Here is a 24,777-nt window from a genome sequence, read left to right as displayed (position 1 = left end):
ATTCATAATTGTTATGGAAAGATTTCCGGAAATGCCTAACGATGATTCTAAGGCGCTACTGAAAATCTTTCCATAACCAAATTCTTTCGATAATTCCCCGTACCCACAGCTCCCATCAGCAGCAGGTTTTCCTTGCGTTCCAGCCATTCCAGCTGCCGCAAGGTATCCAGACTTCCTCCCTGCGGGAAGACAATGTGATCCGTTACGTATCCCTCGAAGGTTTTCAGATGCGGAAATCCCGCCTGCTGGACCAGTTTGCCCAATTTGGCCCGCCGTCTGCCGTCCAGTTCGGCAACCAGCAGTTCCTGTACCAACTGCAGCAACTGCTCGCTTTGCTGGGCAGAGACGTATTCGGCAATGTGCGCCAAACGCAGCTGTCGGCACAGATTCGTCAGTTCCACCGCCATCTCACATCACCCCCATCAACCGGTCATACCGATCTAATCTGGGCTCTGTTCGTGTTCCCGGCGGGGACAACGTCTCGGACCAAGACGCCGGCACATTCCGGCTGCCGTGTTTCATGCCAAGAAAGGCCGTGATGCCAGAAATGTCTTCTGCAAGCCCAGTCATGTTAAGAGCATTAGTAATCTGCTCCAGCGTGTACACACTGCTTAAGTAGTGCAACCCCTGTAGCCGTTCTTTGCGTATATCCACATCGGGAACCGTCACATAAGTTTTCAGCACTTCAGGCAGCATCCGTAAAAACTGGGAGTGGGTCACGCTGCGCGGTTTTCGCAGCCAGCCCGCAAACACCTGCGACCAAGGAATGTCCGCTGTCTTTCCGGTGTACGGCCTTGGCACCGTCCGCATCGGTTCATGCCGGTGGTCGAGCACCACAATACGATCCCAAAACAGCTGCGCCATCACTTCTGTACCGGGAGAAGCTTGTCCCAGCAATGGAATGACCGCATCATCCACCTGGATTTCGCCGTATTTGTTCACCACCGCGGTTTGCAGCCGGAATGCTTCGAACGGTTCCTCCGGCAACTGCAGCAGATGCCGTCTTTCTTCTTCCTGCCATAATTCCTCGATCTGTCTCTCTTTGACATAATGGTGGCGTTTGCGATCCTGCTCGGCCTGATCCGTGAAGTGAGCGGTAAGCTGCTCTTGGCTTGTGAACAGCGGAATCGGCACCGCCCAGTTTCGCTTCGAGTATCCGCACTTGGTTTCCACATGTCCTTTTTCATGGCCGCTGTACGGGTTGCAAAACACCGCTTCAAATCGGTAATGGGCGCAGAATCTGCGGAACATGTCTGTCAGCTGCCGTTCACCTTGTTTTTCGATGTGCACGACGGCAGCAGAAAGATTGTCGAACCAGATGCGCTGCGGAACCCCGCCGATCTGGTCGAAGACCTGTTTCATTGCTTCGAGGAAGCATTCCTGGTTTTCGGACGGCCGGGTACACAAAGGCCGCATTGCTATACGGGAACGAGAGGACGAACAATTTATAGGAAACCAGCTTCTGGTTTTGGCACACTTCAATGGTCGTGAAGTCTGCTTGTGCTTCACCCGGCGGATGCTCGAGCCGTTCGTACGTTTTGGCCCGTTCCAGTTCCATCTCGGTCCTGCGCCGTTTCACATAGGTGGAAACGGTGCGTTCGCTACCGGGAAACTGGTACTCGTCGCGCAACCGTTGGAAGATACGAGCAGCGGTATGCCGCTGTTTCCGGGGAAGCAATCGATCTTCTTCCAACCAGGCATCAACGATTTCCATATAGGGTCCCATGACAGGGGAACGGCTTTTTCTATTGGTCATCCGGAGGTTCCAGTTGTCCTGATCCGCATATTTTTTAGCGGTTCGCCAGTGGACACCAACCCGATCGGCGATCTCTTGAATGGAGCAACCTTCTGCTTCTCGCAAAAATCTGATATATTGTTGTTGAGGCATTTTCAGCATCCTTTCGAGTCTCTCCTTCGTCAGTCTTAAGCAAACTTAACGATAGGAGGATTTTGGAGTGCTGACAAGTGCCTTTTTTTGTTGCCGATCAAGTCGGCAATTTTCTCGGCATTTTTACGCTGCAATTCTCGGCACTTTTATTTTGCGATAAACACCTTGTCCGGTTAAAACCACAACATTAGCTTGAGACAGGGGTTAAGCATCGTTAGGTTGCGAAAAGTACCGTCAGTTGCGTCAGCGGCGCTTCTGACGGTACTTTCGCTTTGAAATGGATGTGCCGGTTAGATACAGACATTTATGTCGTCCGTGTTCGGCTTATCCTTCTTGGGCGGATTTTCTTGAGCGTTGGGCAGAATGTACTCCTGTCGCAGCCATTTAAGGTAATCCGCTGCTCCGGCGTCAGGAACGGATCTTTGAGCTGGCTCGGTAAGCTCCTGAACCCAAGTAGCGCGTCGGGAACGGTGTCCCATAAAAAATAGGCGGACCATCTATCCAGAGGTTCTCCCAAACAATTTCTACTACTTTATTCTTCTCCCAGTAATAAGTTAAGTATTTTAGAAGGATTTATGGTTCTATCATCGAATTAATGAAAATGTTGGAAATTGTATGAAGGGTGTTGGTTGTCTTGGTAGATCCCCAACAAACAGAATCTATAAAATCACTTGTTGAAGGTATCGATAAAGGTACCCTTGTTCTCCCCGAGTTTCAAAGGGATTTTGTTTGGGAAATTGGTAAAACCTACGACTTATTTGATTCTTTGGTACGGGATATTTTTATTGGTTCAATCATTTACGGAAAGCCTTCGTTTGAAATTACTGTAAGAGAAATTGACAAGCGCCCTAGAAAAGGTAATGGTAGTAGGGCTAAGTTAAAGATTAGCTTTTTCTCAAAAGAAGAAATCGAAAAAAAGTCACAAATCAACAATTTTCGTCTTGTGCTAGATGGACAACAGCGTGTTACCTCGATCTACCGTGCATTAAAAGGAATCGATGAGATTTGGATGATTATAAAGAATGATGAAGAACTAAATGAGTTAGTCCAACAAAAGGAATTTAAGGATAGAAGCTTAGAGGAGATGATTTTTGAATTTAATGGAAACGAAGATGAAAATCGTCTCTCAATTAAGTTGTCCGATGCTTACGCTATCGCAAAGGAGGGACTATTTGAAGATGAGATAAAGCAAAATTACTTTAACAATCTTTCATTCATTGCCGGTATGGATGATAATGAAATTAAAGAAACCTTCAGAAGATACATAATACTTTCCAAAAAGCTCAACGATCTCTTTGCAAGTGAAAAGCTACTCTCGTACTATTTGCTTAATATGAGTACGGATAAGTTTGCTCTTTTCTTTGAGCGAAGTAATAGTAGAGGCATCCAGTTGAATTTCATTGATATCCTCGCTGCGAAGTTATATAAGGGATTTAATCTGCGTGAAAAAATTGAGGAATTTGAAAATAATAATAAAGGTTCTGAGTTTACTTTAAATCGGGAAATAATAGTGCGTGCAATTGCTTATATTGTTAGCGACGGTAAGGAGGTTGACAAAACATATATTCTTTCCCAATTAAACTATCAACATTTTAATGACTATTGGGATGAAGTCTGTAGAATGTACGTCTCCACGCTTGACTTCTTGTATAAGGGAAACTACATTTTGTCACAATCTTGGATGCCGTATGAAAATATGCTCATCCCATTAATGATGTTCTTAAGGGAACTTCACGGCAAAGACTATTCTCAAATGACTGAGAAACAATTAGAATTCATTAAGTATTGGTACTGGGCTTCAATATTTTCCCAAAGGTATTCCTCAGGTTCTAACGAGGTAATAGTGCAGGACTCAACCATATTAAGAGCCATTGCTCAAAATCGAAAAATTAATGATAGAACTTATTTTACAAGATTGAAAAATCAAGTGCAGTCTTTTGAAGATATCTTATCTTTTTCCAAGAAAGGTAGCGCTATTTACAAAGGTATTCTAAATTTAATGAATTTTGCTGCTGAAGGATTTGTGGATTGGAATAATACGAGCAAATTATCTGCCAACAGCAAATTAGAAGATCACCATATTTTCCCTGTTGAGTATATTAAAACCAGATCTACGTTTAAAGATGATGAGCAATCCTTGTCATTAATCGATTGTATTGCTAATAGAACGCTGATCCCAAAACTGACCAACATTAGAATTGGAAAAAGAGCCCCATCTGAATATTTAAGGGACCTAAAAGCAATAAATCCAATGCTTGATTCTAGCCTTACGAATCATTTCATACCACTTGATATTTTGGATGGACTATATGATGATTTTTACATCGAATTCTTAGAAACTCGAGCTAAGTCAATATTTAGTCTTGTTCAATCAAATATTATTTCGAAAGAAAAGTATATTATCGATGAGTTTTATCAAGCACCAGCAATTAAAGGAAGTGGCAACATTAAAATATTTTGCGTTTATTATAATAAACGGGTCGATGCTACCTTTGATATAGAAACGCAAAAAGTGTTCTATGCGGGGGGAAATTACTCTGTTTCATCAGCTGCGGATCAAGTAAAGGCTGATTTAACTGGCAAGAAGAATACCTCTACAAATGGTTGGAGGTTTTGGAGATATGTTGATGACATTGGCCAGGAAAGATATTTAGATGACTTTAGGAAAAAAGCTGATACATAACAAACGTTTCATTTTTTCACTAAGCAACCTCCCCGAACATTCGAATCATCACGCGGCGGCGAATTGTGGATTTGCCATACCACGGTTCGCCTCCATAAAAGCAAAGGGGCCGTCCCATAAGTAGTTTTTAACTACGCAGGGACGGCTCTGTTTTGCCTCTATCAGAATGATGGAGAACTTCACCACATGGCTTCTGAAGTCGGTAGGCTTGATCTAGCGCCTTTATGACAAGTGATTTGGTCATTCGTTCATCCATATGAAATCCTACGATTTTACGGCTGTATAAGTCCATGACGCTCGCTAAATAAAGCCATCCCTCATCGGTCGAAAGTGAAATACGTGATATCGGCCATCCAGACCTGATTAGGGGCACTCGCTTGAAACTGGTGATTCAGCACATTCGCGGCTACCGGCAAGTTATGCTTGGAATTCGTTGTCGCTTTATATTTCTTGACTGTACGGGATTTGAGGCCGAGCTCCTTCATGATGCGAGCAACGGTTTTCTCAGATAGCTTCACGCCTTGTTTCTTCAGGGCTTCCCAGACTTTCTTGCTTCCGTAAAGACGCCTATGGTCAAGAAAGATGCGGCGAATCTGTTTTTTTAGCCGCTCATGGCGTTTGCTTCGCCCGCTTTCTTTCCGCCGCGTCCAGTCATAATAACCGCTTCGGGAGATTCCAAATACGGCGCACATCTTCGCGATACGGAGCTTGAAGCGGTGATCGAGGATGAATTTGTAGATCAGCGCCGGTCTTTTGCGAAATAGTGCATCGCCTTTTTTAAGATTTCGTTTTCCTCTTCCAGATCACGAATCCGCTTCTGAAGATCACGCATGGCCTTGTCTTCCGGCTTCAGTTGCCCACTACCGGTAAATGCTTGACTGCCGTCTTGTTTAAACTCGGCGATCCATCTGTAAAGCATATTCTCATGCAAGCCCATTTCGCGGGCTACCTGCGCCGCCGACTTCCCTTCTTCTTGAATCAGTCGTACGGTTTGTAGTTTGAATTCTTTGTCGTACTTGTTCGTCATGTCGGACACTTCGATTATGAATGCTTTTATTTTCGCACTCTCGGTTCTCCGTGTCCAATATTGAGTCTGGCACCATCTTCTTACGATTCGGTTATGGTGACGCAATGTGCCTGAATAATAGAAGCCAAATCTTGAAATTCATACTTATGGTTTTCCATATCTACCGTGAGATCTTCGGCTTTTTTGGGATCCATCTTAAAGTACAGCCCGTTGTAGCGTAAAAAAATGACGAGTGTAGTAAAAGCAGTGCGTTTATTTGCATTGTGAAATGGATGGTTTTGTCCGAGCGATTCAAACAAAGCGGCCGCCTTTTCAAAAATGCTAGGGTAAGCATCGTTTCCAAAAGCAGAAGATTGTGGCCGAAGAACTGCGGATTCGAGTAACCCAGGTTCTTTTACTCCTACTTGCTCACCTGGACTATAGCGTTGAATCATAGCGAGATTAATAGCTATAACTTCTTGGACGGATAAGAAACGAGAATGCGTCATCTATCTTTTAGACCTCGTAAGGTTTGATCGTATTCCTCTATAACATCTGCCAGGGATCTCATAAAATCTTCACTGATTCCCTCGGGTAACGATACTTTGGTTGACTTCTTAATTATGATTTCTCCAGTGGCCTGGTTTACATCGATACTGACCGTATCTCCTTGATCCAGTCCAATTTGTTTTAGAGCATCAGTCATGGTTATGCCTAAGCTGTTGCCGAACTTTGTCACTTTTCGTTCCATCCCAATCATCCTATTCAATGAAATCCCTCCTTATCATCATATTCAACTGTTATAACAATTATATATTTGTTGTTTCGAAATTCAACGTTAAGTAATGATTGGACTTAAAAAGCACCCGGTTCTACTTCCCCATTTTTGACTTGGCCCCCATCCTTACTTAAAACACAAATGACCCACAAAGGGTCACTTTTTGCAAAGTTCCTTCTTGTGGGTCACAGTTTATAGTAGGTGGCAGGCCTTTTTTAGCTGCCATTGAAAGTCAATTCTTCCAAATCAGTTACTTAAGATACGCTATATTTGCGGTCAAGCTCGGCTTCGATGTGGGACGATTTGGAAGACTCGTCCATACGCCAGTAGACGAAGAAACTCACTGCAATGCAGGCAGCCACATAAAAGTAGAAGAGCGGCTCCATGCCAATGCTCTTGAACCACAAAGCGATGAATTCCGCGGTCCCGCCGAATATCGCGACGGTAAGTCCGTACGGGAAACCTACACCAAGAGCGCGAACTTCTGTCGGGAAAAGCTCGGCTTTTACGATGGCATTGATCGAAGTGTACCCGGTAACAATGATGAGACCCGCCAACATGAGCAAGAAAGCACCGATAGGATTCTTCATGTTCTCCATGATAAAGAACAGTGGCGCTGTCAGCAAAGTACCGAGGATACCGAAACAAAGCAACAGCGGACGCCGTCCGATCCGGTCGGACAGCATGCCGGCGAGCGGCTGAAGTACGACGAATACCAGCAGGGCAATAAAGTTGATCCAGCTGACAACCTCCTTGGGGAGGCCTACCGAATTCACCATGAACTTTTGTAAATACGTTGTATAAGTATAGAAGGCGACGGTTCCGCCGAGTGTTAATCCGACCACGGTCAGTACCGCTTTAGGATGCTTCATCAAGGCTCGTATGGTCCCGGCTTTTGCTTTGCTTTCGGAACCCATTTTGGAAAACTGCTCTGATTCGTCCATCGAACGGCGCAGCCACAAGACAGCCAGCGCTCCCAGCGCTCCAATGATGAAAGGAATACGCCAGCCCCAGGCATGCATTTCGGCTTCGTTGAGTAGTTGCTGGAGGACGATTTGGACGCCCAGCGCCACCAACTGGCCTCCAATCAGTGTGACGTATTGGAAGCTGGAGTAGAAGCCGCGCCGGCCTCTGCTGGCCATCTCGGACAAGTACGTTGCCGAGGTTCCATACTCTCCGCCTAACGACAACCCTTGAAGTAAACGGGCGAGGACCAAAATAATGGGAGCCATGATGCCAATGGAGCTGTAGCTAGGGGTACAGGCAATAATCAGGGAACCGGCGGCCATGACAGAGATGGAAAGCGTCAGCGCAGCACGGCGGCCATGACGGTCGGCGTATCGGCCCAGCAACAGGCTTCCGATCGGGCGCATTAAGAAGCCTACGGCAAAGATCGCCGCTGTGTTGAGGAGCTGGCTTGTCGGGTCTCCCTTAGGAAAGAACTGTGATGAAAAATAAACTGAGAATGCAGCATAAACGTACCAGTCGTACCATTCGATCAGATTTCCAACCGAACCTTTAAAAATGTTGCCTGCAATACTTCCCTTCCTTGCCGCCCCAACGGGTTGAGACATGATTCATTCCTCCTTCAAAAAGTAACCGGTTTCTTCGACAGGTGCAAATGTTGACTATTATTTGAGCCTTCGCTTGCATCAATAATCGATATGTGTAACGCTTACACCTACCAGTTGAAGTTATTAGAAGTGTTCTTTATACTACAAAATAGTATCTTTCGTTAATAATTTAATCCATTAATTGTTTCCAAGTATTCAAAAATAGCAGCTGATTTGCCGTCTATTTATTCTGAAATGCAAGAAGGGGGAGGACCAATGGAATTAAACATCCTGCTAAGGCTCTTTGAGAATGTAGTCATAGTGGCTCTCATCTCTCTATTCATTGGTCAATTGAATTATTTTAGACTCTTGATTTATGCGAGAGATGATTGGAAGCGAACGGTCATCCTTTCAGCCATATTCGGTTTTTTATCCATTCTTGGAACAGAACATGGAGTTCTGATCGATGATGCATTGGCCAACACGAGGATTGTCGGTGCTGTCGTAGGAGGGCTTGTAGGAGGGCCTGTGGTTGGGGTCATTTCCGGCATCATAGGAGGCATCCATAGATATACGATCGGTGGATTTACCGCCGAGGCCTGTGCCATTTCTACCGTATTTTGCGGTTTATTGGGAGGGGTAACAGGCATCAGATACGATATGTTAAAAATGAAATGGCAGCACATCGTTATGTTAGGGCTTACAGCAGAAATGATTCAAAAGATCCTAGTGCTGCTCATAGCCAAACCATTTACAGCAGCGCTGGCATTGGAATTGAAAATAGCTGTACCTACGACCATTATAACGATCTTGGGAGTGATGATTTTCACCCGGATTTTTAGGAGCATTAAACTTTTACAGGATCAATCCGGGGCTATGGCGGCCAATCTTGCGCTTAGTATCGCCAGTCGTACCCTCCCCCATCTTAGAACAGGTCTCAATGAAACGTCCGCGAAGCAAACAGCGGAGATCATTCATGAAATTGCCAATGTGGATGCTGTCGTCATCACGGATTGTGATAAAACATTAAGCATAGCAGGGGTTGGAAACGACAGTGGTCTTGATGGAAAGGCAATTTATTCACAGGTCACAGAAGCTGTCCTCAAACAAAATGATATAAGGCTCCTTTCTCTGGATAAAGAACTGGCACATTTCCATCGTAGCTTCCCCTTCAAATCAGCCGTAGGCGCAAAATTAGTTCGTAACAGCAAACCGGTTGGAACCTTGCAGATTTACTATAAAAATTCATTTAAAGGAACCCAAACCTACCTCAATCTTGTTGACGGACTAGCGAAGCTGCTTTCGGTACAAATTGAACTTGCGGAGATAGAAGAACAAACGAAAATGCGGCAGCAAGCGGAATTAAATGCGCTGCAGGCACAAATTAAACCGCATTTTCTTTTCAACACGTTAAGCACCATCATGTCTTACTGCAGAACCAATCCCGAGCTTGCAAGAAACCTGCTGGGCAATTTGAGCGACATTTTCAGGAGAAATCTGAATAATAAGAACAATTTTAACAGTTTGAAAGAAGAGTTGGATGGTATAAAATCGTATTTAGAGATTGAAAAGGTCAGATTCGCAAACCGGTTACAGGTGATTATGGAAATCGACGAATCCTTATTGAATATCCAATTGCCGGTTCTTACATTGCAGCCTATTATTGAAAACTCGATTCATCATGGTTTATTTCCAAAAATGAATAACTGCTTGTTATCGATTAACGTTTGTAAAAAAGGAAATCATGTACAAATCCGTGTCGAAGATAATGGAATCGGAATTCACGAGAACAGGTTGGCGGAAATTTTAAATCACCAAACAAAGGGAATAGGTTTTTCTAATATTCACCGCAGATTACAGTCGATATACGGGAAAGAGTATGGTCTTCATATTAAAAGTGAACCGGGAGCCGGTACGATCGTAACATTTGAAATTCCAATGACCGGACTAAAAGAGGATGTGATCTAACTTGTTTATCAAAACCATCATTGTGGATGATGAACCCGCTATTTGTTCCGAGTTGGCATTCCTGCTTCAAAAATATATCGATATTCAAATTGTCTCGATCCATCACAATCCCGTTGAAGCCCTTTCCAAAGTGATTAGCGACGAGCCTGATCTGCTTTTTCTGGATATCCAAATGCCGGAGTTGAATGGCTTGGATTTCGCCAAGAGGTTAAATCAAATGACTCATCCACCGTTCATTATTTTTTCAACCGCTTTTTATGAACATGCGTTGGAAGCTTTTAATACGCCCGCTATCGCTTATCTGACAAAACCTATATCGGAATCCAGATTGGACGATGCCATCAAAAAAGTGAAATCTCTTCAAGCCAAGACAAAAATTAAATTGGAAAAAGCGCCGCCAGTGCTCGAAGGTCATATTTGTATACGGAAAAACAACATCATAAAACCGATTCAAGTAAGTGAAATCACTTTTGCGTTTGTCAAAGACAAAGAATTATACATTTCCACTAAAGATTCCATAGAAAAGTGCGAAATGTCTCTCAATGAATTGGAATTGGTTTTATATGAAACGGGTTATTTTTTTCGATCTCACCGAAATTATATGATCAACCTAAAATTCATAACGGAAATCATTCCCTGGTTTAACAGTACGTATTTAGTAAAGATGAATGACGCCAACAGCACAAAGGTTCCAGTAAGCAGAGGAAAAATAAAAGAATTTAAAAGTATTATGAAGCTCTAACTTGTTTGCGGCTGCGGCGAAGACAACCCGCTCCCAAGCTGACCACGGATAGCGAATTGACAAATAACCATATCTCATGTTAGGATAATAGCGATTTTTATAAGGGAGGTTAGCTTATCCATGCATTCCGTTCGCTTAAGATAAGACGGCAATAAAAAAGCAGATTTTTCCATATTTTATGGGCTTTTTTGTCGTGCTTATTTTAATGAATGGGATCAAACATGGATAGGTGAAGGATTGGCTTTAATCAGCTTATGCCTTTTATTTCTCTATGCCTTTTCATTGGTATGCAGACCGAAGCCCGTACATGTGGACTTAAGGCCTGCATTTTTATTGCCTAAAAATCAATAAACAACCAATAAAAATGCGAGGAGAAATAAAATATGAATCATCAAAAAGCAAACTGGAAACGTCGTTTTTTCACCATATGGACGGGGCAAGCTGTATCACTGATTACCAGTGCTATTCTTCAAATGGCGATGATTTGGTATCTGACCGAAAAAACGGGCTCGGCCATGGTGCTCTCCATGGCAACGCTGGTTGGATTTTTACCTCAAGCGCTTGGGGGACCCATGATTGGTGTTTTGGTCGACCGTTGGAGCCGCAAAAAAGTAATGATTGTGGCTGATATGATCATTGCGGCGGCAGCTGCGGCTTTGGCCGTCGTTGCTTTCTATATGGAACTGCCTGTCTGGGTGATCATGATGGTACTGTTTATTCGCAGTATAGGTACGGCTTTTCATTCCACTGCACTCAATGCGACAACGCCTTTGATCGTACCGGAGGAACAATTGGCCAAATGCGCTGGATACAGTCAGTCCTTGCAATCGGCCAGCTATATTATAAGTCCGGCGGCAGCAGCGTTTTTATACTCGATGTGGGATCTGAATGCTGTTATTTTGCTCGATGTTTTAGGTGCGATGATCGCTTGCATTGCGGTCGCGATGATTACAATTCCGAAGCCGGAAGCCAAGGAGTCCGCTGCACAAAGCGGATTTGCGGAAGAACTGAAAGCAGGATATGATGCGTTGAAGCATCATAAAGGCTTGGTGGCTCTTCTTTGGGTTGGCGGGATATACATTTTTGCTTTTATGCCTATCAATGCGTTATTTCCTCTAATGACAATGGATTATTTCGGGGGAACGATCAAACATGCATCCGCCGCGGAAATTATTTTTGCTGTAGGCATGCTGGTAGGCGGTTTGCTGCTTGGCGCATGGGGAGGCTTCAAAAAGCGGGTTCTTACGATCATCACCTCCATATTTGTTATGGGGGCTGCCTTATCCATTGCAGGATTATTGCCCACCAGCGGGTTCATCGCTTTTATGGCATGCTGCGCCATGATGGGTTTTTCCGGGCCATTTTATAATGGTGTGCAGATCGCATTATTCCAGGAAAAGATTAAGCCGGAGTATTTGGGGAGAGTGTTTGGATTGTTTGGGAGCGTGATGGCTCTGGCCATGCCCCTTGGCTTGGTCATTTCGGGTGTTTTTGCGGATCAGATCGGTGTGAATCGGTGGTTTATGCTAACAGGTATCATGATGATCGGGCTTGCGGTGCTTTGTCTGTTCATTCCGGCAATGAAACAACTGGATCACCCGCAAGAGTCAGAGCAGTGACCCAAAGTAAATGGATCAGATGTTTTGCGGTAAAACCATTAGAATGACTAGATATAATCCTCCTGCAAAAAAACGTGCAAGAAGAAGACAACAAAGGAACATAGCCAATCATAAGCCGTCATTGGACGGCTTATTTTAATGTTCATTTAAAAGCAAAGGGTAACTAGAGACCCTATGAATAGAATTAATATTCTGACGGTTTTGCATGTGCTAAACAAAAAAGATGTCTCATATATGTAAACTATAATAATTAGGAGGGGATATTTCTTGGAATTTCATCAGCACTATGATCCGATAGGTAATGCCTTTTTATCTACTCTGCTAGCAGCCGTACCCATTTTAACTTTATTGTATCTGTTGGCCCTGCATCCCCATAAAGATAAATTGGGCAAAAAGCATTATGGAATTTCAGCACCCAAGGCAGCTTTGATAGCAGCAATTGTAACCGTTTTCATGGCGATTTGGCTGGTAGATATGCCGGTGTCATCCGCTATAGCCGCTTTTGGCTATGGATCGTTCTTTGGATTGATGCCAATTGGCTGGATTGTTGTCGCGGCAATGTTTTTGTATACGATTACATTAGTGGGCGGCCAATTCGACATTGTCAAATCTTCTGTAGTTCAACTTTCTTCGGACAGACGTATTCAAACACTCCTCATTGCATTCTCCTTCGGGGCATTTATTGAAGGAGCGGCAGGGTTCGGCACTCCCGTAGCCATTGCAGGGGCCCTGATGGCCGGGCTTGGATTTCGCCCTTTGGTGGCAGCTGTCCTGTGTCTAATCGCTAACACGGCACCCGTCGCTTATGGAGCTTTGGGTACCCCCATCATTACTCTGGCCAATGTCACCGGGCTACCTGAAATGGCCTTATCTGCGATGGCTGGGCGACAGCTTCCATTTTTCTCGATTCTTGTCCCGTTTTGGCTGATTGCTACCATGGTTTTCATGCATAAGGGGAAGTGGAAACAGGTTTGGGAGATTTGGCCGGCCATTGTGGTAACGGGTGCCAGCTTCGCCATCACCCAATTCGCCGTTTCAAACTATGTCGGTCCCATGCTGGTCGATATCATTGCTGGGATTATCTCATTGATCGCCTTAGTGCTGCTTCTTAAAGTATGGCAGCCGAAAAACAAATTTTATCTTCCTGGAGAAGAGGAAGAAATCCAATCGTTAGAAAAGCAAACATCTTTGTATACATCCGGACAAGTAGCAAAGGCTTGGGCTCCTTGGGCGATTCTTACGCTTTTCGTGTTCTTGTGGGGACTTCCGCAATGGAAAAATTTATTAAACTCAATCCATCTTTTTGGAATTAAATCCTTATATGCCATCCCGGTGCCCTTTTTGGATAAACTGGTATTCCGCGGCCCGCCGCTTGTAACGGAAACCGTTCCTGAAGCCGCCATTTATAACTTTAACTGGCTTTCTGCAGCAGGAACAGGGGTGTTCTTTGCGGCAGTACTCAGCGGCCTCTTCCTCCGCTTGGGCAAAGACCAATGGAAACAATCGGTCGTAAGGACGGCGCAACGGATGAAAACGCCTTTAATTACAATCGCATTGGTATTAGGTTTAGGTTATACGACGCGATATTCAGGTTTAGATGCGATTCTTGGGTTAGCCTTTACCAAAACAGGTGTTTTTTACCCATTCTTTGCAGCCATGATCGGATGGCTCGGAGTATTTCTGACGGGGAGCGATACTTCTTCCAATGCATTATTTGGAAGTATGCAGACCATAACCGCGAAACAACTAGGGCTTGATCCTGTTCTTATTGCTGCATCTAACTCAACGGGCGGAGTTATGGGGAAAATGATTGATGCCCAAAGCATTGTCGTGGCAACTGCAGCTTGCTATGAAAATCGAACGGAAGGGGCAAATGCTGTAGGACCTATTTTCCGGGCGGTCTTTTTCCATAGTATCGCTTTGGCCGCATTAATGGGGATTTTGGTCATGCTGCAAGCCTACGTGTTCCCATGGATGATTCCTTCCTATTAGGACAGTTAAGAAAAAAACTTATTATAATCGTTACGGATCCGTATCATAATCGATACGGATTTTTTTTATATTAACCTTCCTTCGGCCCTGCGTCATCTGGAGTCATTAAAACAACGGAGAAACGGACTGAGGAAGCCAGGGTACTCCCATTTTACCTTCGTTAGCTTGCATAAGAAGAATTGGGTCTAAGATAATTACAGATAATACCCGAGTACGAGGGTTTCTTTTAGCCCATCGGCTAGATAAATATATCGTAACATTTTGAAGAGAAAACCCTGCATAACCGTGCATGAATTATCGGATAGGTGCATCCGGCTTCTGTTATGCTGTTCATAAAGGGAGGTCATATGAATGGATTTGCTTGCAAACTTGAATAGAGCCTTAAACTACATCGAAGAAAACCTTACTGGCGAAATAGACCTAAAGGAAGCGGCAGGGCTGGCTTATTGCTCGGAATACCACTTTTCAAGAATGTTTTCATTTCTTGCGGGCATAACGCTGTCGGAATACATCCGCCGAAGACGCCTTACGCTTGCAGCATTCGAGCTTCAAACCAGTGACATCAAAGTGATTGATGCGGCGGTAAAATACGGGTACAACTCGGCAGATGCTTTTACCCGGGCCTTTCAGGGCTTGCATGGTATTCCGCCTTCCGCGGCCAAACATCAGGGCTCATTATTAAAAGCCTATCCGCGCATGACCTTTCAATTATCCATTCAAGGAGGAAGTGCCATGAACTATCGTATCGTAGAGAAAGAACCATTTCGTATAGTAGGCATCATGAAAAGGGTTCCCATCATATTTAACGGAGTGAATCCGGAGATTACATCGATGTTTAAAAGTTTAAATGAGGAAGCCATCGATCAGCTTAAGAAGCTTTCGAATGTTGAGCCTTTGGGGCTGTTACAAGCATCCACGAATTTTTCCGAGGGCCGGATGGAGGAAAAAGGGGAGCTTGACCATTATATTGGCGTGGCTACAACCAAGGAGTGTCCGGATCACCTGGCTCAGCTGGAGGTTCCCGCCTCAACTTGGGCTGTATTCGAAGCTGTCGGACCGTTTCCCGATACATTACAGAATGTCTGGGGACGCATCTATTCCGAATGGTTTCCTTCTGCAAGCTATGAGCTGGCAAAGGGACCGGAAATTTTGTGGAATGAGAGTAAGGATATCACTTCACCTACTTTTAAAAGCGAAATATGGATACCGGTATTGAAAAAATAAATAATTAAGGGCAAGACCCTATATATAGCTATTTCATGAGCAGAGCCCTCATGTCGGCGATGGTGACGAATCTTAATCGTCATTGTTCGCCGATTTTTTATTGGGACAATTAACGGCGAAATTTAGCCCCAAAATGGCTTTCGGTCTAATCTTCGTGCGGATACAGGATCTTGTGCCCACTTTTTGCACATGAGTTACCTATAAATGGGCAACAGCATAGAATGATAAAAAGAGCAATGGTTTATGAGAGGAGAATGAGCGTGTATCACAAGCCATACGGTCAATGGTATAATCCAGTGTATTACTGGAGTTATAACGGATATCCTTACTACAATTCGAGCAATAATCATTGGAATAATCACAGGAATCCGTACTATAGAAACGTTAAATTAAAAGATTATGGAACTAAGCCGTTTGTCGTTAATATTGAAGAGGCTGCTAAGCAAAACACCACCTTCCGTACGGCTTTATGGACAGGAAAGCATTTGCAAGTTACCTTGATGAGTCTCAATGTCGGGGAAGATATCGGTTTAGAAATTCATCCGACAGTCGATCAATTTCTGCGAATTGAAGAAGGCCAGGGTCTTGTCCAGATGGGCAAAAGCAAAGAAGAATTGAACTTTCAAGAAAGAGTCTACGATGGCTATGCGATCATGATTCCCGCTGGAACATGGCACAATGTAAGGAACATAGGTAACAGGCCGCTTAAGCTTTACTCGATCTACGCGCCGCCTCAGCATCCTTTTGGAACAGTTCATGAAACCAAAGCAGTGGCCATGGCTGCTGAAGAAAGCCATTACTAATTCTGATTTGGTGAAGAAAAAGCTCCAGTGCCTTTTGGCCCGGAGCTTATTATCTACTATACTAAAGTGCTTGTTTAATGACCTTTTTGTAATAGAGGACGGACAGTACTCCAAAAATTGAATATAATGCGGTATATAGTACCATAACCATAATCATCGGTGTCCAAACCTCTGTGCCAAATAAAAACCATCCCGATTGGACTGCAAAATAGCTATGAAGCAGCCCCATGACTAAAGGAATTCCGAAATTAAAGATTTGCTTTACTTGAATTCCTTTGATCAAGTCCCCCTGTGTGAAGCCAAGCTTTCTTAGTATGGTATAATTGGATTTTTCGTTTTCGCTCTCATCCATTTGTTTAAAATAAAGGATACAACCGGATGTAATGAGGAAAGTTAAGCCTAAAAAGCCAACGGTAAACATGATAATCCCCATTGTTTGTTTCTGATGATTGCTCATGGCAAGCTGTGAATCATGATTACCATTAAAAGTCATTTTTTGATAAATCTCATTCGCTTCTTCAATCTTTGTTTCATCTTGAATATTAATGCCAATATAAATGGATGATTTTTTTTGAATCGCCGGGTCGAGATCCTTCAATAATCGCTGAAATATGGATTCGTCCACAATGGCAACAGGCAGGCCGCCACTTGTGAAATAATATGAAATGAGGTATTCCTTCTTTAAACCTAAATATTTCTGCGGTATGACTTCATGCTGTCCTTTGAATTCGATTTGACCGGAACTTTTCAGTGGCATAAATTTTTGCAGCAAATCATAATAACCGGTAAAAAGAGTTTCATCTGGAGACAGATCGATGGTTTCAACGTCTTGATCACTGATTACCGGAAGTGTCATTACATTTGGATCAACGTTTAATCCATCTACATTTGCATCCAATATTTGCCCTACATTGGCATTTATTTGGATGACATCTATCACTTTTTCGCTGTATTGAATGTGATTTGCATCTAATTCTTCTTTAAATTGCTCTGCATCTTCGGTATTCGTCAACGAAAAATCGGCAGCGACATTATGTTCAGCAGATTTTTCAGCCGAATAGTATGAAATATAACTTAAAGATAACAAACCAATGGCCAGGGCAGATATGGTTGTAATGATGGTTAATAACAAGGCATTGGACTTCATACGAAACATAATGGATGACAAAGATAATACCTCATGAATATTTAAATAACCATCCTTCTTTTTTCTAATGAGATAAAAAATAAAACTAACCGTCCCTTTATAAAATAAGTATGTGCCGATAATGACAGACCCTAGGATAAAGATCATGGCAAGGAAAAGCTCTTTCGTAGATGTAAAGTCGCCATCAAATAATTTAGACGAAAGATAATAGCCTGAAATGATGAATAGAATACCGAAAATCCCGATCATCATTTCAAGCAGGGATATTTTTTTCACTTCTGTTGTTGAAGTAACTCTAAATAAAGATAAAATGTTCTGCTTTTTAATAAATACATAATTCATGAGCATGATACAGATATAGATCACAATAAAAACAATCACTGTTTGTATAAAGGCTTGTGATGAAAAGGTAAGTGCTGCAATGGTATCCACAGCTGTAATTTTAAACAAAACCATGGTCAATAATTTGGAGCTGGCAAATCCGATAAAAATTCCAATGAATAAGGAACAGAAATAAAGGATAAAGTTTTCGGCAGTAAGAATGGAGAATATTTTGCCTTTTGTCATGCCGAATAATTGAAATAAGCCAATTTCTTTGCTGCGCCGTTTAATGAAGATGTTATTGGCATATAAGAGAAAGATGGTCACAATGGCAACAAGTAATACGGATGCTGTTCGAATGGCAGCGGCACCTTTAATCGAGCCTTTTGTTGCCTCCATTGACGGGTCATATTGCAATGTGACAAAGGCAAAATAAAGGGCAACGGTAAAAATTAAGGCAAAGACATAAAGATAGTAATTTTTTAGATTTTTTTTCAGATTACGAAATATAAATTGTTTAATGCTCATGCTGCACCCCGCCCAATACACCTTGGGTTTTCATAATATCTTGAAAGAACGTTTGTCTTGATTCTTCACCTTTATTTAATTGTGTATACATCTGCCCGTCTTTAATAAAAATGACTCTGCTTGAGAAGCTTGCTGCGACCGGATCGTGGGTGACCATAAGAATGGTAGCTTTTCGTTTTTGATTTAATTCTTGCAGTTTGTTTAACAGATCAGATGCGGATTTGGAATCAAGTGCACCTGTTGGTTCGTCGGCGAAAATAATGCTCGGCTCATGAATAAATGCTCGGGCTGCTGAAGTCCGCTGTTTTTGGCCGCCGGAAATTTCATTCGGATATTTGTCTTTGATCTCATAAATGCCCAGTTCGGTTGCCAGCTCTTTAAATTTGTGCTCGGCATCTTTTTTTGCTGTTTTTGTAATCGATAAAGGCAGCAGGATGTTTTCTTTCACTGTCAGTGTATCGAGTAAATGGTATTCTTGAAAAATAAAACCTAAATGCTTTTTCCGGAATTCAGCCAGTTGTTTTCCTTTCATGGCTACAATGTCTTTTCCTTCAATTTTTATTGTTCCTTGACTAACTTGATCAATGGAGGAAAGAACATTGAGCAATGTCGTTTTTCCTGATCCGGATGCTCCCATAATGCTGACGAATTCTCCTTTTTGCACACGAATGTCCAATCCCTTTAACACTTCTTGTTTATTGAATTTATTGCCATAGCTTTTGTGAATTTTAGTTGCTTCTAAAATATACATATCGCGTTCCTCCTTGATATTTTTATCATAAGGGTCTTTTCTGTATTTTTCCTTCGATTCATCGAACAAATAGGAAAAGCATGTGACAATTTTGTCACATGCTTGTGATACGGACAAATTCATTATTCTTTGGAAAGGTTAAGGTAAACGTCGTACCTTCTCCGAGTTTCGACTCTACCGAAATATCGATTAGCAATGATTCAGCCACTTTTTTCGTTAAGTATAATCCCATGCCTGTTGCAGCATTGTCCTGATGCACTGTCGTTGATGTGAAGCCTTTTTCAAAAATACGCGGCAAATCCTTCGGGTCAATGCCGCGGCCAAAATCTTTTACTTCCATGATGGATTGATCATTTTGCAAATAACTTTTTATGATGATATCGGATGAATCGCTGTATTTTACTGCATTTGTTAATAGCTGTCTGATGATAAAGGCGAGCCATTTCGCATCACTTAGCACTTCGGAAGCTTCTAACTGAACCTCGAACCCGATCCCTTTTTTCATACACCATGATTGTAAAGCTTTGATCTCCTTGAAAATTAATGGTTCTAAAGCAATATGTTCAATATATAAATCATTTTCCATGAATGGTATTCGCTTCTGATGAAGCTGCTGGTCAAGTAACAGATGGATGCGTAACCATTCATATGTCAATTGTGCTTTCATTCTTTCATCGTCTAACCGGTCAATCATTAAATGCATCGCTGTTAGCGGTGTTTTGACTTCATGAATCCAAGATAATATTTCATCTTTTTCCTGCTCTAATGCTAGCCGATCTTGCGAAGCCACTTGTTTCAACTGGTTGGTTTGGTTGATGATCTTTTGTTCAATCATTTTTTCAAAAGGACTTTCAGCATCCATGATCCTTGTTAAATCGAGGTCGGTTTCCCATCCTTCCAAACTTTTATAAAATTTCGTTTCTTTATTGTAACGGATGATGACAAAAATGATAAAAATAATCATCAATAGAAAGACAATATAGAGGATTGGCTTTAATGAAATGGCAGAATCAAGATAAGCGACAAAAATGATAAATATTTGCATGAATAAATATAGAAGAATCCAGCTTTTTCTTTCGATTAAATATTTTTTAATCATATTTGATTGCCTCTTCCTTAGCCATGTAACCCTGCCCAATTTTCGTTTCAATAAAGCCGCCTAAACCAAGTGCATCCAATTTTTTCCGCAAACGATTGACATTGACCGTTAATGTATTATCACTCACAAAACGCTCATCATCCCATAAGCTTTTAATTAATTCTGTTCGGCTGACGATTTTGTTTTTCTTCTCAAGCAAATGTTTTAATATAAAGATTTCATTCTTGGTTAGTTCAATCGTTGCTTTATCATTTGTAACCGCATTATTCTCATAATCTACGGTTGCCCCGCACCATGTTTTCAGCTCCATTCGATCGGTACTATAGTTATAAACGCGACGGAGAATCGCTTGTATTTTCGCAATGAGTACATCGAAATGAAATGGCTTTTGAATAAAGTCATCTGCACCAAGCTGCATCGACATCACCATATCCGTTGGGTGATCGCGCGATGATAAAAAGATAATCGGAACGTTCGAATGGGAGCGGATCATCCGACACCAATGGAAGCCATCAAATTTCGGCAATTGGATATCAATAATGACTAAATCAGGTTTAACCGCTGTAAATTCATGAATGACATTGCCAAAATCCTTGATTCCATATACATCATAAGACCATTGGGATAACCTTTCTCTGATTTCATCAAATAAGGTAGCATCGTCTTCAATTAACATGATTTTAAACAATGGATTCACCACACTTTTTCTCATTATTCCATATCAATTTTAAAGTAATCCCTTTTTGTTTGCTATATATACGCCCGGGGTGTGCTGAAGAAGACAATCAGGCTGATTTCATCTGTTATCCAGAATCATGGTAAAATGTAAAGGAAATGAAGGTGGTGCCGTCCAGCATAAAAGGAGGGATTTGATGGAGTATGCCCGGGATTACACGATGTACGCTGCCATTTTCGGCATGTTCAGTTTTGTCTGGTTCGGCTGGGCACAAGAAAAACCGAGAGCAAGCTGGCGAGTATATATTGGTTTGGCGTCCGCCGCGGCGCTTCTTGTTTGCCTGACTGGCATCTATCTGAGCGTGAAGCATTGGGATGCGCCTTCCGCTTTGTCGGACGGCACGGCTTTCCGCAATTATTTGCTTACGGTCTATATCGAAATTTTTTTGGCTGGCGCCGGCGCTTTTGTGCTGCATAAATTGAACCGTCAAAATGTTGTTGCCCCTTGGATTGCCTTTATCGTCGGAATCCATTTTATCGGTCTGAAAAGCGTTTTTGACGATCCCGGCTTATTTCTTCTGGCGGCGCTTCTCGTTGCGGTCTCGATTCTTTCATTAATTATTGCTCCAAAGCTGCAGGTAGCGAACAGCGCGATTGCGGGCATCGGAGCGGGCACGGTCTTATTTTGCTTTGCTGTACTCGGTTTGATTCGGTATTTATCGGTATAAATGGGAAGGGGCCTCAAGTTTGAGGCTGTCTTTTCATCCTGCGCTTGAAGGTAAAATGAGAATTGAAGAAACTTTCGAACCTGTACCCTCCATAAAATGAGAAAATCACTGTCCAGACGGCCAGTGATTTTTTTTCGTGTGCTGAGACGCTAGGAGAAAGGCGACGGCACAGCAGGGTCATGTACAGTTAAAAACGCTATGCCAAGCTCACAAATAAAGCTCAACCTTGACTGCTATCCGGGATGATAGATTCCTATTGGGTATGCTAACGTAAACTTATCGAGAAGGTTGTAATAGTAGTATGTTTTAGACCGTTGTTTACCATCTGAAAAAATGATTCTCTGTTCTTCCAGAATCGATAAGTACCTTCTGCATGTTGCCTCTGATAGCTCGGCGGTTGAAGAAATGGAGCTTACGGTGAATATTGGTTTTTGGAACATGGCATCAATCAACTTTTTTACACTGCTACTGTTTATTAACGATTGGGCTATATTCAGATCATGCTCATACAGTTGGTTTACATCATTAATTAAATGAATATTCTTGTTAGCTTGAAGTATGACCGCCTCTAGAAAAAATTTGATCCACTGATTCCAATCTCCCTTGTATCTTGTATCATTCAGAAATCGATAATATTTATGCTTATCCTTTTCCAATGCTTCACTTAAAAAAAAGTTAGGATAATCAATCGTTTTCTTATTAAATAAATATAAAGGGATGAGGAGCCTTCCAATTCTCCCATTACCATCGAGGAATGGATGGATAGTTTCGAATTTATCATCCTAACCTATTTGTGATGATAAATACAAATAAATACATAAATAATAAACAAAAATATTAAAAAGTGATTGTAAATTTGGTCAGATCAAAACAGCTTAATCCGGCACAATAAAAGCCGTGAAAAACTGATATGGTAAGCAGGATAAATGAGTAAAATTGCAACAAAAATTTCAAAAATAGGTTGACAGCATCCTGATGAAACATTATGATTTGAATCATAGTAAACAAATGGGATTTATATGGATTTAACTTTATACCCGACCGGACAACCGGAGACAAGCCGCCATGGATTGGTGGATTGTCTCCTTTTTTATTACCGACTGGTTTACGTGAAGTTATCATGGGGGCTTAACGCCGGATAGCCGTGCAATCCATGTGTCAAAGATTATTCAATTCTATTAACGAAGGTTGAAGGGGCTGACGGGCCGTTAGTTACTTGCCTGCGGGAGGTTGAAGATGAAAATTAACGATGCTCAAACGAAGGAGCGGGACGATAAGCATAATGAACGGCGGCAGGCATACACGCTGCCGACGGAGGTAAATGAATTGCGGCTTAAACGGATAAAATCCGTTCATTCCTCCGGGTACCCGGAGTATGCCAGCGCGCTCATTTCCGCATGGTATGCGCACCGGCATATCGAACCGTTTGCCCATATGGTATTTTCTTATAGAATTGGTCATTTATACAACTCGCTCAGCCGGGACAACAAGTTGATCACGACTACCTTCTATGATTTTTTCCCGATGGATCCGAAAAACAATACGGCCGTTCAACTGACACCCGAGGGCATTACGCTTAGCGGGAGACAGCGTTTTGCTTCCGACGTAGTGGATGCAGACGAGCTGCTTGTATTCGTTCGTGAACAGGATGAGCTTACTCCTTCCACCGTAGTGCTGGTTCCTGCAGACCATCCGAATTTGGGCTTACCCCTTAAAACGCAAGCTTATGCCGGAGCGACGGTGACGTTTGATGATCTGTTCGTTCCCAAAGAACGGGTGCTGGTTCTCCAAAACCCGTCGGAAGCAGCCCCGCTGTTGGGACATCCGGCATTGAAGTCCGTTGCGGATTATCAATGGGTAACGCGTCAGGCGAATTTGGTGGAGCTTGTTACGGCGGTTGCGATTGACGTTGCGGAGAGAGGCGGACGTCATAAGGAGCTGCATATTCAAGGTCTGCTGGGTGAACTGCTTCAAAATCTGGATACGTTGAAGGCGTTCATCCATGCGGCGGAAATCCAGGCGTATCCCAGTCCAGCGGGCATCTTGCTGCCGGCCGCCCTCCCGCTGGAAGCGGCCAAAAAAGCAGGAGGGGCGTTCTATAAGCAGGCTGTTGACGGGGTGCTGCGCATCGGAACAAACCATATCGATATCGGAGCAAGTGAAGATGACCCCTTACGGCAGCTGGTGCGAAGCTTTGCAAGCAGCGAGGAGGCAGTCAACCGCAGTCAGCACGAACAATTCGCGTTCGGCGACCCCATTCGGCTATCGACGGAACTATTTCGTTTATTTCCACAAGAACAGCTCCGGAATCGTTATGAAGCGTTCTGGAGAGAAAGAGGTGTCTAATCATGAAGACCAAAATAGAGGCCAAAAATGTAGAGATGCAATTTACGGTTAGAAATGAAGCGGGGAAAAAGGACACGATTACCGTACTCAAGGATTTTGCAATCGATGTAAGAGAAGGCGAATTTCTGGCCATCCTCGGACCGAGTGGATGCGGCAAATCGACATTTTTAAACATTTTGGCCGGATTGTCCCATCAAACCGCGGGAGAAATCAAGGTAGACGGTGAGCCCGTAAACGGCATTAATCTAAAGCAAGGCGTAGTTTTCCAAGGGTATGCGCTCTTTCCCTGGAGAACCGTAATCGAAAACGTAGAAGTCGGTTTGCAGATTCGGGGCGTGAATAAGAAGGAGCGAAAAGAAATCGCACGTTACTACATTCAGCTTGTCGGTCTTCAAGGCTTCGAAAATCGGTATCCCCACGAGCTTTCCGGCGGCATGCGTCAGCGCGTAGCGATCGCCCGTTCACTTGCCTATCAGCCCGACCTGCTGCTGATGGATGAGCCATTTGCCGCATTGGATGCACAAACGCGGGAAATTCTCCAATCCGAGCTGCTGCGAATTTGGGATACGCAAAAGAAGACCATCATATTTATCACGCATAGCTTGGATGAAGCTATTTTTTTGGCCGATCGGGTCGCCGTGATGACTGCAAGGCCGGGAAAAATCAAAGAAATCATCGACATCCCCTTAGAACGCCCAAGATCTGCCGACATTCGTAATTCCGAGGCCTTTGTGAAGCTTCGCCAACGGGCCTGGTTGATCTTGAAGGACGAGGTTGAACAGTCGCAAAGCTTACAAATCCCGGCGGCCGCATCTTCCAAGTTGAATACGGAGTCGATCCAGGTTCCAGCGAAGCAGCCTGAGAGTGAAGGGTTACAGGCGAAAGTTTCCAACAGGTAACGCGCAGTACAAGAGAGGAGAAACCGA

The 24,777-nt window shown here is 43.1% G+C and carries 23 protein-coding genes and 1 pseudogene; 10 read left to right on the top strand and 14 right to left on the bottom strand.

Annotated features, from left to right (window positions below; all coding sequences use genetic code 11):
* Positions 1-47: 47 nt before the first annotated feature.
* From BLT35_RS09935 to BLT35_RS26890, 3 genes are read right to left on the bottom strand one after another with little or no spacing between them, the layout of a single operon-like run.
* A complete protein-coding gene (locus BLT35_RS09935) occupies positions 48-407 on the bottom strand; it encodes an ATP-binding protein (protein WP_139170797.1) in 360 nt (119 codons plus the stop codon).
* Position 408: 1 nt separating this feature from the next.
* Positions 409-1,362 (bottom strand): DDE-type integrase/transposase/recombinase, encoded by a 954-nt coding sequence (locus tag BLT35_RS09930; protein ID WP_175471973.1) that lies wholly within the window; start codon positions 1,360-1,362, stop codon positions 409-411.
* Positions 1,268-1,897 carry a transposase gene (locus BLT35_RS26890; protein WP_175471972.1) on the bottom strand — a complete coding sequence of 210 codons (630 nt, stop codon included), beginning with the start codon at positions 1,895-1,897 and terminating at the stop codon, positions 1,268-1,270. The genes BLT35_RS09930 and BLT35_RS26890 overlap by 95 nt, the downstream gene beginning before the upstream one ends.
* A gap of 625 nt (positions 1,898-2,522) precedes the next feature.
* Between BLT35_RS26890 and BLT35_RS09920 the strand changes: the two genes are divergently transcribed.
* The gene (locus tag BLT35_RS09920; RefSeq protein ID WP_074727734.1) at positions 2,523-4,571 is read left to right on the top strand and encodes a GmrSD restriction endonuclease domain-containing protein; all 2,049 of its coding nucleotides are present in this window, start codon (positions 2,523-2,525) and stop codon (positions 4,569-4,571) included.
* Between the two features lie 127 nt (positions 4,572-4,698).
* On the opposite strand, the gene BLT35_RS27885 is transcribed toward BLT35_RS09920, so the two are convergent.
* From BLT35_RS27885 to BLT35_RS09895, 6 genes are all read right to left on the bottom strand, one after another.
* Entirely contained in the window at positions 4,699-4,863 is a 165-nt protein-coding gene (locus BLT35_RS27885; RefSeq protein WP_083351258.1) for a DDE-type integrase/transposase/recombinase, read from the bottom strand.
* 25 nt (positions 4,864-4,888) lie between these two features.
* Entirely contained in the window at positions 4,889-5,263 is a 375-nt protein-coding gene (locus tag BLT35_RS09915) for an IS3 family transposase (RefSeq protein ID WP_083351257.1), read from the bottom strand.
* 47 nt (positions 5,264-5,310) lie between these two features.
* Complete coding sequence (locus tag BLT35_RS09910; RefSeq protein WP_074727732.1) at positions 5,311-5,598, bottom strand: transposase; 288 nt, start codon at positions 5,596-5,598, stop codon at positions 5,311-5,313.
* Between the two features lie 80 nt (positions 5,599-5,678).
* Positions 5,679-6,086, bottom strand: a complete 408-nt coding sequence (locus tag BLT35_RS09905) for a type II toxin-antitoxin system death-on-curing family toxin (RefSeq protein WP_074727730.1) — start codon at positions 6,084-6,086, stop codon at positions 5,679-5,681.
* Positions 6,083-6,328, bottom strand: coding sequence for an AbrB/MazE/SpoVT family DNA-binding domain-containing protein (locus BLT35_RS09900; RefSeq protein WP_254777535.1), 246 nt, complete (start codon positions 6,326-6,328; stop codon positions 6,083-6,085). The genes BLT35_RS09905 and BLT35_RS09900 overlap by 4 nt, the downstream gene beginning before the upstream one ends.
* Positions 6,329-6,609: 281 nt before the next feature.
* Complete coding sequence (locus BLT35_RS09895) at positions 6,610-7,929, bottom strand: MFS transporter (RefSeq protein ID WP_074727727.1); 1,320 nt, start codon at positions 7,927-7,929, stop codon at positions 6,610-6,612.
* Positions 7,930-8,184: 255 nt separating this feature from the next.
* Between BLT35_RS09895 and BLT35_RS09890 the strand changes: the two genes are divergently transcribed.
* The 6 genes from BLT35_RS09890 (at position 8,185) to BLT35_RS09865 (ending at position 16,256) form a co-directional block, all read left to right on the top strand.
* Entirely contained in the window at positions 8,185-9,876 is a 1,692-nt protein-coding gene (locus BLT35_RS09890) for a LytS/YhcK type 5TM receptor domain-containing protein (protein ID WP_074727725.1), read from the top strand.
* Position 9,877: 1 nt separating this feature from the next.
* On the top strand, positions 9,878-10,618 hold the full coding sequence (locus tag BLT35_RS09885) for a LytR/AlgR family response regulator transcription factor (protein WP_062410039.1): 741 nt from the start codon (positions 9,878-9,880) through the stop codon (positions 10,616-10,618).
* Between the two features lie 383 nt (positions 10,619-11,001).
* Positions 11,002-12,237 (top strand): MFS transporter, encoded by a 1,236-nt coding sequence (locus BLT35_RS09880; RefSeq protein ID WP_062410038.1) that lies wholly within the window; start codon positions 11,002-11,004, stop codon positions 12,235-12,237.
* Positions 12,238-12,504: 267 nt separating this feature from the next.
* Positions 12,505-14,229 carry an L-lactate permease gene (locus tag BLT35_RS09875; RefSeq protein ID WP_074727723.1) on the top strand — a complete coding sequence of 575 codons (1,725 nt, stop codon included), beginning with the start codon at positions 12,505-12,507 and terminating at the stop codon, positions 14,227-14,229.
* Between the two features lie 351 nt (positions 14,230-14,580).
* The gene (locus BLT35_RS09870; protein WP_062410036.1) at positions 14,581-15,453 is read left to right on the top strand and encodes an AraC family transcriptional regulator; all 873 of its coding nucleotides are present in this window, start codon (positions 14,581-14,583) and stop codon (positions 15,451-15,453) included.
* A gap of 254 nt (positions 15,454-15,707) precedes the next feature.
* Positions 15,708-16,256, top strand: a complete 549-nt coding sequence (locus BLT35_RS09865; protein ID WP_074727721.1) for a cupin domain-containing protein — start codon at positions 15,708-15,710, stop codon at positions 16,254-16,256.
* A 61-nt stretch (positions 16,257-16,317) separates the two neighbouring features.
* Here BLT35_RS09865 and BLT35_RS09860 read toward each other — a convergent pair whose 3' ends face one another.
* From BLT35_RS09860 to BLT35_RS09845, 4 genes are all read right to left on the bottom strand, one after another.
* Positions 16,318-18,252 (bottom strand): ABC transporter permease, encoded by a 1,935-nt coding sequence (locus BLT35_RS09860; protein WP_074727718.1) that lies wholly within the window; start codon positions 18,250-18,252, stop codon positions 16,318-16,320.
* Complete coding sequence (locus BLT35_RS09855) at positions 18,242-19,003, bottom strand: ABC transporter ATP-binding protein (protein WP_074727764.1); 762 nt, start codon at positions 19,001-19,003, stop codon at positions 18,242-18,244. Before BLT35_RS09855 ends, BLT35_RS09860 begins: the two co-directional genes overlap by 11 nt.
* Positions 19,004-19,097: 94 nt before the next feature.
* Positions 19,098-20,102, bottom strand: coding sequence for a sensor histidine kinase (locus BLT35_RS09850; RefSeq protein WP_074727716.1), 1,005 nt, complete (start codon positions 20,100-20,102; stop codon positions 19,098-19,100).
* A complete protein-coding gene (locus tag BLT35_RS09845; protein ID WP_074727762.1) occupies positions 20,095-20,790 on the bottom strand; it encodes a response regulator transcription factor in 696 nt (231 codons plus the stop codon). The genes BLT35_RS09850 and BLT35_RS09845 overlap by 8 nt, the downstream gene beginning before the upstream one ends.
* A 184-nt stretch (positions 20,791-20,974) precedes the next feature.
* Between BLT35_RS09845 and BLT35_RS09840 the strand changes: the two genes are divergently transcribed.
* The gene (locus tag BLT35_RS09840; RefSeq protein ID WP_074727714.1) at positions 20,975-21,505 is read left to right on the top strand and encodes a hypothetical protein; all 531 of its coding nucleotides are present in this window, start codon (positions 20,975-20,977) and stop codon (positions 21,503-21,505) included.
* 233 nt (positions 21,506-21,738) lie between these two features.
* Here BLT35_RS09840 and BLT35_RS09835 read toward each other — a convergent pair.
* A pseudogene (locus BLT35_RS09835) lies at positions 21,739-22,272 on the bottom strand (Fic family protein); the annotation flags it as partial.
* Positions 22,273-22,741: 469 nt separating this feature from the next.
* Here BLT35_RS09835 and BLT35_RS09830 point away from each other — a divergent pair.
* Together BLT35_RS09830 and BLT35_RS09825 are read left to right on the top strand one after the other, a co-directional pair.
* Positions 22,742-23,851, top strand: a complete 1,110-nt coding sequence (locus BLT35_RS09830; protein WP_074727712.1) for a 4-hydroxyphenylacetate 3-hydroxylase C-terminal domain-containing protein — start codon at positions 22,742-22,744, stop codon at positions 23,849-23,851.
* A 2-nt stretch (positions 23,852-23,853) separates the two neighbouring features.
* Positions 23,854-24,750: an ABC transporter ATP-binding protein gene (locus BLT35_RS09825; protein ID WP_074727711.1), complete on the top strand. Its 897-nt coding sequence runs from the start codon at positions 23,854-23,856 to the stop codon at positions 24,748-24,750.
* Positions 24,751-24,777 lie beyond the last annotated feature (27 nt).

The sequence above is a fragment of the Paenibacillus naphthalenovorans genome (genome assembly GCF_900099895.1).
Lineage (GTDB): Bacteria > Bacillota > Bacilli > Paenibacillales > NBRC-103111 > Paenibacillus_G > Paenibacillus_G naphthalenovorans.
Note: the sequence above shows the minus strand (reverse complement) of the source record. Positions and strands in the feature narration are given on the sequence as shown.